At 57.6% G+C, this 12,791-nt stretch carries 7 protein-coding genes; 1 reads left to right on the top strand and 6 read right to left on the bottom strand.

Going from position 1 to position 12,791, the window contains the following annotated elements; genetic code table 11:
• Positions 1–128 precede the first annotated feature (128 nt).
• Together ACWKX3_RS20570 and metH are read right to left on the bottom strand one after the other, a co-directional pair.
• Entirely contained in the window at positions 129–1,760 is a 1,632-nt protein-coding gene (locus tag ACWKX3_RS20570) for a Na/Pi cotransporter family protein (protein ID WP_006177529.1), read from the bottom strand.
• A 217-nt stretch (positions 1,761–1,977) separates the two neighbouring features.
• Positions 1,978–5,661, bottom strand: a complete 3,684-nt coding sequence (gene metH / locus ACWKX3_RS20565; protein WP_454542360.1) for a methionine synthase — start codon at positions 5,659–5,661, stop codon at positions 1,978–1,980.
• Between the two features lie 192 nt (positions 5,662–5,853).
• Between metH and iclR the strand changes: the two genes are divergently transcribed.
• Positions 5,854–6,681: a glyoxylate bypass operon transcriptional repressor IclR gene (gene iclR / locus ACWKX3_RS20560; RefSeq protein WP_042321214.1), complete on the top strand. Its 828-nt coding sequence runs from the start codon at positions 5,854–5,856 to the stop codon at positions 6,679–6,681.
• 21 nt (positions 6,682–6,702) lie between these two features.
• On the opposite strand, the gene aceK is transcribed toward iclR, so the two are convergent.
• From aceK to metA, 4 genes are all read right to left on the bottom strand, one after another.
• Positions 6,703–8,463, bottom strand: coding sequence for a bifunctional isocitrate dehydrogenase kinase/phosphatase (gene aceK, locus ACWKX3_RS20555; RefSeq protein WP_153689099.1), 1,761 nt, complete (start codon positions 8,461–8,463; stop codon positions 6,703–6,705).
• A 65-nt stretch (positions 8,464–8,528) separates the two neighbouring features.
• On the bottom strand, positions 8,529–9,833 hold the full coding sequence (gene aceA, locus ACWKX3_RS20550) for an isocitrate lyase (RefSeq protein ID WP_153689100.1): 1,305 nt from the start codon (positions 9,831–9,833) through the stop codon (positions 8,529–8,531).
• A gap of 31 nt (positions 9,834–9,864) precedes the next feature.
• Positions 9,865–11,466 carry a malate synthase A gene (aceB, locus tag ACWKX3_RS20545; protein WP_042321218.1) on the bottom strand — a complete coding sequence of 534 codons (1,602 nt, stop codon included), beginning with the start codon at positions 11,464–11,466 and terminating at the stop codon, positions 9,865–9,867.
• 271 nt (positions 11,467–11,737) lie between these two features.
• Positions 11,738–12,667 (bottom strand): homoserine O-acetyltransferase MetA, encoded by a 930-nt coding sequence (gene metA / locus ACWKX3_RS20540; protein ID WP_006177535.1) that lies wholly within the window; start codon positions 12,665–12,667, stop codon positions 11,738–11,740.
• Between the last annotated feature and the right edge of the window lie 124 nt (positions 12,668–12,791).

Genomic DNA, 12,791 nt, shown 5'->3' with positions numbered 1-12,791 from the left:
AATTTTATACACCCAAAAACATAAAAACGTCGCAGCGCGGATAAGTGCTTTACCCGCGATGCAACGTTACAGTTGGGAAAGGATGTCGTCACGCCTGACAAAAGCAAACTGCGAGGCGCTTTCAGAGATTAATACTCATCCCGCTCGTCATCTTCGTCCGGCTGCTCCATTACGCTGTAGGCCACCGCGCAGAACAGCGAGTTAAGACGTTTCATATCGCCCAGCAGCCCCAGGTGCAGGGAGCTGGTCTCAATGCTCTGCACGTTTTGCTGATGCAGACGCTCAACGTGGGCGTGCGAATAGCGGCGGTTGAGAATGCGGAAGCGGTGCTTGTTGCGCCGCAGCCGACGCGCGCTCGGTACGTCGCTGGAGAAGAAGACCGACAGCGCCAGCTTCAGGTTGCTGACCAGCTGCTCATGCAGTGCCTCCAGCTCCTTAAGCCCTTCTACGGAGAAGGCGCGACGCGCGGCAAGGGATTTATCCGCAATTTCACTGCCCATGCGCTCGACGATATCTGAGGCCTGCTCCAGGTTGAGGGACATTTCGATGATTTCCGCCCAGCGGCGGGACTCCTCTTCCGCCAGTTCGTCCTGCGGGATGCGCGCCAGATAGAGCTTGATGGCGGTATAGAGCACGTTGATGTCGTCCGCCAGCTTTCGCAGCTCTTTCTCCTCGCGCGGCTCGCCATGCATCACTTTTTGCAGCCCTTCGAGCATAGTTTCCATCGCATCGCCCATGCGCAGCGTTTCGCGGGCGGCGTTGGCAATAGCCAGCGCCGGGGTATCCAGCACGGAGGTATCAAGATGCTTCGGTTTCAGGCGGGCGTCCAGCTCGGGTTCATCCCGAATGAGGCGCTCGCAGAAACGGGCCATCGGCGCGGCGAAGGGGACCATCGCCAGGCAACGCACCAGGTTGTAGAAGACGTGGAAATAGATCACCAGCTCGGCTTTCGGCAGCGGCAGGTTGTCCATCAGGTTCGCCAGCGGATGGACAAACGGCAGGATAATCAGGCTGCCCACCAGCTTAAACAGCAGGCTGCCGAGCGCCACGCGGCGTGCGGCGGCGTTGGCGGCGCTGTTGTTGAGCATCGCCAGCAGGCCCGAACCAAGGTTGGCACCGATCACCAGACAGAGCGCCACCGGGAAGGAAATGACCCCTGCGGCGGTAAGCGTCGCGGTCAGCAGCACGGCAGCCAGGCTCGAGTAGCTGACGATGGCGAACACCGCGCCGATGAGCGCATCCAGCATGATATCGCCGGTCAGGGAGGCAAAGATGACCTGCACCCCGTTGGCCTGGGTGATCGGCGTCACCGCCTGCACAATCAGCTCCAGCGCAAGCAGGATTAGCCCAAGGCCAATGCCCACGCGGCCAAGCTGCCCGGCACGGCTCTGCTTACGGCTCAGGAAGAAAATCACGCCGATAAATATCAGCAGCGGCGACAGCCAGGAGAGATCGAAGGTCAGCACGCGCGCCATTAGCGCGGTCCCGACGTCGGCACCGAGAACAATCACCAGCGCCGGGGCGAGCGCCACCAGATCCTGCGCCACAAACGAGGTGACGAGCATGGTGGTCGCATTACTGCTTTGCACCAGCGCCGTTACGCCGATGCCCGCGCAAAAGGCGAGCGGCTTCTTCTCAACGCTGCCGCTGAGAACGGTGCGTAAACGCGCGCCAAACACGCGCATCACGCCGGTGCGGACAATATGAGTGCCCCACACCAGCAGTGCGACTGCAGAGAGCAGATGTAACAACGTCAGCACGGAAAGTGTTCCTCCTTATCGTTATCTGTTTTCCTGAGGTTTACTGCGCGCTGTCTTGCCGGATGGCGGTTACGCCTTATCCGGCCTACGCACAGGACCGGTAAGCGCAGCGCCACCGGGCAATATGGCCAGAACCTTCTTCCAGTATAAGGGTTTAAATGTAAGAAAGAGACAGGGCGCCTGATGAGCGCCCTGTTTGTTGTAAGGAAAGGTGACGTCAGTCTGCGTCGTAGCCCAGATTAGGGGCTAACCAGCGCTCCACTTCCGACACGCTCATCCCTTTGCGCAGGGCGTAGTCTTCTACCTGATCGCGCTGAAGCTGTGCCACCGCAAAGTATTTGCTGTCCGGATGGCTGAAGTACCAGCCGGAGACAGACGCGCCCGGCCACATGGCGAAGGACTCGGTGAGCTTCATCCCGGTATGCGCCTCCACGTCGAGCAGTTTCCAGATCGTCCCCTTCTCGGTGTGCTCCGGGCAGGCAGGATAGCCCGGTGCCGGACGAATGCCCTGATAGTTTTCGCGGATCAGCTCTTCGTTGCTGAGGTTTTCATTCGCCGCGTAACCCCAGTGCACCTTGCGCACGCGCTCGTGCAGATATTCGGCGAAGGCTTCCGCCAGACGGTCGGCAATCGCTTTGATCATGATTTTATTGTAATCATCGTGCTGCGCGTCGAACGCCTCTGCCAGCGCGTCCTCTTCCAGCCCACCGGTCACGGCAAACGCGCCGATATAGTCGGCTTTACCACTTAACTTCGGTGCGACGAAATCCGCCAGGCAGTAGTTGGCAAAGCCCACTTTCTCCGTTTGCTGGCGCAGGTGATGGCTCACTGCCAGCACGTGGGTGCGGGTTTCATCGCGATAAATTTCGATATCGTCCCCCACGCGGTTCGCCGGGAACAGGCCCACCACGCCGCGCGGGTTGAGCGTTTTCTCCGTGCTCAGCCTGTCGAGCATGTCGTTGGCATCGTTAAACAGGCGTTTTGCCTCTTCGCCCACCACCTCATCTTCTAGGATGCGCGGGTATTTGCCTGCCAGCGACCAGGTCATAAAGAACGGCGTCCAGTCGATGTAGTTGCGCAGCGTTTCAATGCTGGCAGTGACGTCCTGCACGCCCAGACGATGCGCCACCGGCGGCGTATAGGCTGACCAGTCGAATGCCAGATCGTTTTCACGCGCCGCCTTAAGCGAGACCGGTGGGGTGCGCGGTTTCTTGCGCCCGTGCTGGATGCGCACGGTTTCGTACTCTTTTCGGGTACGCGCCACGAACTCATCGCGCTGGGTGTCGGACAGCAGCGCGGACACCACGCCCACGGTGCGCGAGGCGTTCTGCACATACACCGTCGGCCCGCTGTAGTTCTGTTCGATTTTCACCGCCGTGTGCGCTTTTGAGGTGGTCGCCCCGCCGATCAGCAGCGGAATAGTAAAGCCCTGACGCTCCATCTCTTTGGCAACAAAGACCATCTCGTCCAGCGACGGGGTAATCAGCCCGGAGAGGCCAATCAGGTCGGCGTTCACTTCCCGCGCGGTTTTGAGGATTTTATCCGCCGGGACCATCACCCCAAGGTCGATAATCTCGTAGTTGTTACACTGCAAAACCACGCCGACGATATTCTTGCCGATGTCGTGCACGTCGCCCTTGACGGTGGCGATCACCATCTTGCCGTTGCTGGAGCCTTTCTCTTTGCTGGCTTCGATGTACGGCTCAAGGTAGGCCACCGCCTGTTTCATCACGCGTGCGGACTTCACCACCTGCGGCAGGAACATTTTGCCTTCGCCAAACAGGTCGCCGACCACGTTCATGCCGTCCATCAGCGGGCCTTCAATCACTTCTATCGGGCGCGTTGCCTGCTGGCGGGCCTCTTCGGTGTCGAATTCAATAAATTCGGTGATGCCTTTAACCAGCGAATACTCCAGACGTTTTTTCACGTCCCAGGCGCGCCACTCGGCCTGCTGAACGTTTACCGCCTCATCGGATTTACTGCCGCGGTATTTCTCGGCCAGATCCAGCATGCGTTCGGTAGCGTCGTCGCGACGGTTAAGGATCACATCCTCCACCGCGTCGCGCAGTTCGGCGGGCAGGTCGTCATAAATGGCCAGTTGCCCGGCGTTGACGATGCCCATGTCCATCCCGTTACGGATGGCGTAGTAAAGGAACACGGCGTGGATCGCCTCGCGTACCGGGTCGTTACCGCGGAACGAGAACGAGACGTTGGAGACGCCGCCGGAGATCAGCGCGTGCGGCAGCTCGCGTTTGATGTCTTCGCACGCGCCGATAAAGTCCTGCGCGTAGTTATTGTGTTCTTCAATGCCGGTTGCCACGGCGAAGATGTTCGGGTCGAAGATGATGTCTTCCGGCGGGAAGCCCACCTCTTCGGTCAAAATTTTGTACGCGCGGCGACAGATCTCAATTTTGCGCTCGCGGGTATCGGCCTGGCCGACTTCGTCAAAGGCCATCACAACCACGGCGGCGCCGTAGCGACGCACCTGCTTCGCATGATGGATAAAACTCTCGACGCCCTCTTTCATCGAAATCGAGTTAACGATGCCTTTGCCCTGAATACACTTCAGCCCTTTTTCGATGACGTCCCATTTGGAGGAGTCGATCATGATCGGCACGCGGGCGATGTCCGGCTCACCGGCGATCAGGTTCAGGAAACGCACCATCGCCGCTTCGGCGTCGAGCATCCCCTCATCCATGTTGATATCGATAATCTGCGCGCCGCTCTCCACCTGCTGACGCGCCACGTCCAGCGCTTCGCTGTATTTTTCTTCTTTAATCAGCCGCTTGAACTTTGCAGAACCGGTCACGTTAGTACGCTCGCCCACGTTCACAAACAGGCTGTCGTCGCCGATGGTTAACGGCTCAAGACCGGAGAGACGGCAGGCAACCGGAAGCTCAGGCAGCTTACGCGGCGGTAGCCCTGCCACCGCGTTACTCATGGCGGCGATGTGCTCCGGCGTGGTGCCGCAGCAGCCGCCAACGATGTTCAGGAAGCCAGACTCGGCCCACTCGCGGATTTGCGACGCCATAGTGTCGGCGTCCAGATCGTATTCGCCAAAGGCGTTTGGCAGCCCGGCGTTCGGGTGCGCGGTGACGTAGCACTCCGCGATGCGGGACAACTCCTGCACATACTGGCGCAGTTCGTCTGGCCCCAGCGCGCAGTTCAGGCCAAAAGTGAGCGCGTCGGCGTGGCGCAAAGAGTTGTAGAACGCCTCCGTCGTCTGGCCGGAGAGCGTGCGCCCGGAGGCGTCGGTGATGGTGCCGGAAATCATGATCGGCAGGTCCACGCCCAGCGCCTCGAACTCCGCTTTCACCGCGTAGATGGCGGCCTTGGCGTTAAGGGTGTCGAATACCGTTTCAATCAGGATCAGGTCGGACCCGCCTTCCACCAGCGCTTTGGTCGATTCCCGGTAGGCGACCACCAGCTGGTCAAAAGTGATATTACGAAACGCCGGATCGTTCACATCCGGTGAGATCGACGCGGTGCGGTTCGTCGGGCCAAGCACACCGGCAACGTAGCGCGGTTTGTCCGGCGTGCGGGCGGTCCATTCATCGGCGCAGGCGCGCGCCAGCTTTGCCGCCTCGAAGTTAATCTCCGCCGACAGGGATTCCATCTTGTAATCCGCCATGGCGATGGTTGTCGAGTTAAAGGTGTTGGTTTCAACGATATCGGCACCCGCCTCAAAGTAGGCGTTGTGGATATCGGCAATCACCTGCGGTTTACTTAACACCAGCAGGTCATTGTTGCCTTTGAGATCGCATGGCCAGTCGGCAAAGCGTTCGCCGCGGAAATCGTCTTCACTGAGGCGATAGCCCTGGATCATGGTGCCCATGCCGCCGTCCAGCACCAGAATTCGTTCATTTAACTGCGCACGCAGTTGCTCTACTTTGCTGCTCACACTTGCTCCCGACAACGCTCAACATGGCCAAAAGGCTGCGGTCCATACTGGCATATTCTCGCAGGGCGGAAAAGTCACTCAGCGGTAACATGAGACATGTTCACCATCACTCCTCCGATCAGTCAGGATACGGTTGCAAATTCACCAAATAAAACGAAAATGATTTCCACGATACAGAAAAAGGAGTTGCCCATGGTCGCGACCGTTCCCGCTAAACGCGGCAGAAAACCTGCTGCCACCCCCTCAGCGCAACCCGGCGGACAGGTTCAATCGCTGACGCGGGGTTTGAAGCTGCTGGAATGGATAGCCGAATCGCACGGCAGCGTGGCCCTGACGGAACTGGCGCAGCAGGCCGGGCTTCCCAACTCCACCACACACCGCCTGCTGACCACCATGCAGCAACTGGGCTTCGTCCGCCAGGTCGGCGAGCTGGGGCACTGGGCGGTGGGCGCACATGCGTTTATCGTGGGGAGCAGCTTCCTGCAGAGCCGTAATCTGCTGGCGATTGTCCACCCTATTCTGCGCAAGCTGATGGAGGACTCCGGCGAGACGGTGAACCTGGCCGTGCTGGACCAGAGCGATCATCAGGCGGTCATTATCGACCAGGTCCAATGTACGCAGCTGATGCGCATGTCCGCCCCGATTGGCGGCAAGCTGCCGATGCACGCCTCCGGCGCGGGAAAAGCGTTTTTATCGCAGCTCAGCGAAGAGCAGGTGACGGGGTTGCTGCACCGCAAAGGACTACACGCCTACACCCACGCCACCCTGGTTTCGCCGGTGCACCTGAAAGAAGATTTAGCCCTGACACGTAAGCGCGGCTATTCGTTTGATGACGAAGAGCACGCCCTGGGTCTGCGCTGCCTGGCGGCCTGTATTTTTGACGAGCATCGCGAGCCGTTCGCCGCTATTTCGATTTCCGGGCCGATCTCACGCATGACCGACGACCGCGTAACGGAGCTGGGCGCGCTGGTGATTAAGGCGGCGAAAGAGGTGACGCTGGCGTACGGTGGGATCCGTTAAGATTGGTTTGCCGGGTGGCGGCTACGCCTTATCCGGCCTACATTCGAACCCTTCTCCTGGAGAAAACCGGATGCTAAACCGCTGCTTGCGGCGGTAGGCGTAAACATCTTCAACGTGCCCGTTCTTGATCCGCGTTTGCAGTTCGCGCCAGTAGTCGGCGCGGAACAGGTCGGCGTGCATCTCCTCAAATATTGGCCTGATACGCGGGTCAGCGCACAGCCAGTGGCGAAACTCCTCGGGAAACACATCGCCCGGCGAGACGCTGTACCACGGCTCACCGGACAGCTCATCCTCCGGGTGGCGCGGCGGTGGAATATCGCGGAAATTCACCTCAGTCATATAGCAAATTTCATCGTAATCGTAGAACACCACCCGACCGTGGCGCGTCACGCCAAAGTTTTTAAACAGCATATCACCAGGGAAAATATTGGCGGCGGCAAGCTGGCGGATGGCGTTACCGTACTCTTCAATCGCATCACGTAGCGCCTGGCCTTCTGACTGCTCAAGCCAGATATTGAGCGGCACCATGCGGCGCTCGATATAAAGGTGGCCAATCACGATTTTATCACCCAGATCGGTGATCTTCCCCGGCGCTTCCTGCATTAACAGCGCCATCAGCGCCGGATCGATCTGCTGTTTATCCAGCACGAAATTTTCGAACTCCTGGGTATCGGCCATGCGTCCGACGCGGTCGTGCTCTTTCACCAGCTGATAGCAGGCGCGGACGTGGGCGGCGGTCATCTCTTTCTGCGGGGCGAATGTGTCTTTGATGATCTTAAACACGCGGTCAAAGCCCGGCAGGGTGAAAACCAGCATCACCATCCCGCGGATGCCGGGGGCTTCGATAAATTGCTCATCCGCGCTGGCGATATAGTGAAGGTATTCCCGGTAACTTTCGGTTTTGGCGTGTTTCTGACAGCCAATCGCCATGTACAGCTCGGCGGTGGTTTTACCCGGCAGGATCTCGCGCAGCCATTCAACCAGCGCCGCAGGCAGCGGAGCGTATACCATGAAATAGGACCGGGCAAAGCCGAACACAATGCTGGCCTCTGCGCTGGTGGTCAGGCAGGTATCGATAAACAGTTCACCTTCATCGGTGCGGTGAATGGGCAGCAGAAACGGCACGGTGGCGGAGGGCGTAACCAGCTTGCCGACCAGCCAGGCCGCTTTATTGCGGTAGAAAAGCTCGTTGGCCACCTGTAAATAGCTGTTCCTGAGCACCTCTGCGCCAAAGGTTTCGATGAGATGCGCGATGATATAGCCGATATCCCGGGTTTTATTTTCCCAGGGCAAACGCAGGGGCAGGTCCGTTAACACGCGATGGAGCAGCGGTTCCCAGCCGCGATCGGGAAAAAAATCTTTCGCCAGCGGGCGCGGGATAGTACGAAATCGGCGCTCCGGCTGGGAGCTGAAAATAAATAGCCGCTCGGGAGATAACGAGCGGTGGTCAAATAACCGGCAATAAACAGAGTTAAAAAAGCTCTCTGCAATCTCGAAGCGAGGGTAATCGGGCAACAACTGGGTGTATTGCTCTTTCACGCGCAGCAGAAACGCCGCGTCTGGGCTTTTGCCGTCGGTGATACAGCGCAGCTGCTCCACCACAAGCCCTACGTGATGATCGTAGAGATGAATACGCTGCTTCATGGCCTGCTGAACCGCATGCCAGTCGGCCTGCTCGAAGCGCTGCTGCGCGCCCGAGGTGACCTCCAGAAAACGACCATACTGGGCGTCGAAGCCCTGCAAAATAGTCTGTGCTATCAGTAATTCCAGGCCACGCGGCATATTTTCCTCCAGTACCCCTCACCCTAACCCTCTCGCCCGGAGAGGGCCGGGATGAAGGGGAAATATCAGAACTGGGCTTCTTCAGTTGAACCCGTTAACGCGGTGACGGAGGAGGTTCCGCCCTGGATAATGGTGGTGACGTTATCGAAGTAGCCGGTTCCCACCTCCTGCTGGTGCGACACAAAGGTATAGCCGTCTTTGCCGGCGGCGAACTCTGGCTGCTGAACCTTCTCAACATAGTGCTTCATGCCCTCGCCCTGCGCGTAAGCGTGCGCCAGGTCGAACATGTTGAACCACATGCTGTGGATCCCCGCCAGGGTGATGAACTGGTATTTGTAGCCCATATCCGAGAGCTGCTGCTGGAAGCTGGCGATCGTCTCGTCGTCCAGTTTCTTCTGCCAGTTGAAGGACGGCGAGCAGTTGTAGGCCAGCAGTTTGCCCGGATATTTGGCATGGATGGCATCGGCAAAACGTTTAGCCAGCGCCAGGTCCGGCGTGGAGGTTTCACACCAGACCAGGTCAGCGTAAGGCGCATAGGCCAGGCCGCGGCTGATGGCCTGCTCTATACCCGCATGGGTGCGATAGAACCCTTCGCTGGTGCGCTCGCCGGTAATAAACTCGCTGTCGTACGGGTCACAGTCAGAGGTGATGAGATCAGCCGCGTCCGCATCGGTACGGGCGATTACCAGCGTGGGCACGCCAAGCACGTCGGCTGCCAGACGCGCTGCAACCAGCTTCTGAATCGCTTCCTGTGTCGGAACCAGCACCTTGCCGCCCATGTGCCCACACTTCTTCACCGACGCCAGCTGGTCCTCGAAGTGAACGGCCGCTGCACCGGCTTCAATCATCGATTTCATCAGCTCGAATGCGTTGAGCACGCCGCCAAAACCGGCTTCTGCATCCGCAACGATCGGCAGGAAGTAGTCAACAAAGCGCGGATCGTTTGGCTCGATACCTGCCGCCCACTGGATCTGATCCGCACGGCGGAAGGTGTTGTTGATCCGATCCACCACCGACGGCACGGAGTTCGCCGGGTAGAGCGACTGATCCGGATACATACTGGAGGCCAGGTTGGCATCTGCTGCAACCTGCCAGCCTGAAAGATAGATGGCTTCAATCCCGGCCTTCGCCTGCTGCAGCGCCTGCCCCCCGGTCAGCGCGCCCAGGCTGTTGATGTAGCCTTTTTTGGCACCGCCGTGCAGCAGTCCCCACATTTTTGCCGCACCATGCTGTGCGAGCGTGCATTCCGGGTTGACCGAGCCGCGTAATTTCACCACTTCCTCTGCGCTGTAGGGGCGACGGATGCCTTCCCAGCGCGGTTGTGTCCACTCTTTCTGTAACTCTTCGATCTGTTGGGTACGGGTTTTCATGTGCAGATGCTCCATATTGTTATGTGGGGAATTACGCCAGGAAGCGGTAGCCCGGCAGGGTAAGGAAGTCGATTAAGTCATCTGAAGTGGTGATTTGCTCCATCAGGCGGGCAGCCTCGTTAAAGCGTCCGCTGCTGAAGCGGTGCTCACCCAGCTCGTCCTGGATCACCCGCATCTCCTCAGCCAGCATCTGACGGAACAATTCTTTAGTGACGGGCTTACCGTTGCTGAGCGTTTTTTGGTGATGGATCCACTGCCAGATAGAGGTGCGTGAGATCTCCGCCGTAGCCGCATCTTCCATCAGGCCGTAGATTGGGACGCAGCCGTTACCGGAGATCCACGCCTCGATGTACTGCACGGCAACGCGAATATTGGCACGCATGCCCTCTTCGGTGCGTTCGCCCTCGCACGGGGCGAGCAGCTGCTCTTCAGCCGTGGGAGCATCGTTTTCACGGGTGACAAACAGCTGATTTTTGTTGTCGCCGAGCACGCGATTAAATACCTCCATCGCCGTATCGGCCAGGCCTGGGTGGGCAATCCACGTACCGTCGTGGCCATTGAGGGCTTCCAGCTCTTTATCGGCTTTTACCTTGTTGAGCACCTGATTGTTGCGCTCAGGATCTTTACTCGGGATAAACGCCGCCATACCGCCCATCGCAAAGGCGCCGCGCTTGTGGCAGGTCTTGATCAGCAGGCGCGAGTAGGCGCTCAGGAAGGGTTTATCCATGGTGACGACCTGACGATCCGGTAACACGCGGTCGGGATGGTTTTTCAGGGTTTTGATATAGCTGAAGATATAGTCCCAGCGCCCGCAGTTCAGGCCAACAATATGGTCACGCAGCGCGTGCAGGATTTCATTCATCTGGAATACGGCAGGCAGCGTTTCGATCAGCAGCGTGGCTTTGATGGTGCCGCGAGGCAGGTCGAAGCGATCCTCCGCATAGCTGAACACCTCACTCCACCAGGCGGCCTCCTGCCAGGCCTGCGTTTTCGGCAAATAGAAATAGGGGCCGCTGCCTTTCGCCAGCAGCTTTTTATGGTTGTGGAAGAAATAGAGTGCAAAATCGAACAGGCTGCCCGGGATGGCTTCTCCGCGCCAGGTAACATGCTTTTCAGGCAGGTGTAAACCGCGTACACGGCAGATCAGCACGGCTGGATCGGGTTTAAGCTGATAGATTTTCCCGGCTTCGGTGGTGTAACTGATGGTGCCATTCACGGCGTCGCGCAGGTTAATCTGCCCCTCGATCACCTTACGCCAGTCGGGAGCCAGCGAGTCTTCGAAATCGGCCATAAACACTTTAACGTTGGCGTTCATGGCATTGATCACCATCTTGCGCTCGACCGGGCCGGTGATCTCGACGCGACGATCCTGTAAGTCGTCAGGGATACCGCGGATCGTCCACTCGCCGCGACGAATGGAAGCAGTTTCCGAAATAAAACCAGGCAGCTTCCCGTTATCAATTTCCTGCTGCTGGTGAACGCGTGCCGCCAGCAGTTTATTACGCTGCGGCGCAAAGCGTGTCACCAGCTCGGTCAGGAACTCGACGGCCTCCGGGGTCAATATCTGCTGTTCCTGCTCACCCTGCGGCTGGTTAAAGGCCAGTTCATCGGCTGTGGTTGCCTGCTCAGTCATCATTCTGCTCCTCATTAAAGATCCAAAAAACACACCCCCAATGCGAACGAAAGATCGTTGTGCGGTTTTCGCTCAGCAGAATTAAGACTATCTGTAATTTTTCTAAAATCAAAAACAATTTCCATTTTTAATTTTAAAGTTCCTTAACTACTTGATTAAATTGATATTAAAGTTTTATTTATAGATGGTTTGGATTTCGGAAATAAAAAAGGCACCCGAAGGTGCCTGATATGGACAGCTGAAACGCTTTAGGATCGTTTCAGGTAGCGGATTACTCTAACGTCGGATTCATATGACGCAGATCGTATGGCGTGATCTGGTAGACGTAATAGTTGAGCCAGTTGGTGAACAGCAGATTTCCGTGGCTGCGCCAGGTCGCCCGGGGCGTGTTCTGCGGATCGTTTTTTGGGAAGTAGTTGTACGGGACATCCGGGTTAAGGCCCGCCTCGAGATCGCGGAAAAATTCAGATGCGAGGGTATCGGGATCGTATTCAGGATGGCCCGTGACAAAGGCGATACGTTTGTCTTTACTGGCGAACAGGTACGCATCCCCGTCTTCCGTTTCAGCGAGGATCTCAAGATCGGTATAATCGCGGATCAGCTGCGCCGGGAAGTCTGCGTAACGGGAGTGCGGCGCGAGGAAAGAATCGTCAAAACCGCGCGTCAGCAGCGCATGAGGGTGCAGGATATGGTGTTCGTATACGCCAGAGAGTTTTTCGGTGCGGGTTTGTTTAGGAATACCGTAGAGGATATTCAGTGCAGCCTGAACCGCCCAACAGACGAAAAGCGTGGAGGTGACGTGATCTTTTGCCCACTCCAGCACCTGTTTGATCTGCGGCCAATAGGCAACGTCATTGAACTCCACCAGACCCAGCGGCGCGCCGGTGACAATCAGCCCATCGAAGTTTTCATCGCGGATATCATCGAAGTTGCAGTAGAAGTTATTCAGATGCTCAGAAGGCGTGTTGCGCGACTCGCGGGCATCGATACGCAGCAGTTGGATATCAACCTGTAACGGAGAGTTGGAGAGCAGGCGCAGGAACTGGTTTTCTGTTTCAATCTTCTTTGGCATCAGATTGAGAATGAGCACCTTCAGCGGGCGAATTTCCTGACCTGTCGCGCGTGAAGCCGTCATGACAAAGACGTTCTCTTCACGTAAGAAATTGACGGCTGGTAGCTCGTCCTGCACCCGTATCGGCATATCGTTGAATCCTCAAAGCATACGTATAAACGTTTAGACATCCAGACAGCTAACGATACCGAGATCCGGCCCGAATGTCGAGTCTGCAAGAGGAAGGTGAGAAAGTTTCACGGAGAGAAATAAA

This window comes from Enterobacter sp. UPMP2052 (assembly GCF_053709675.1).
Note: the sequence above shows the minus strand (reverse complement) of the source record. Positions and strands in the feature narration are given on the sequence as shown.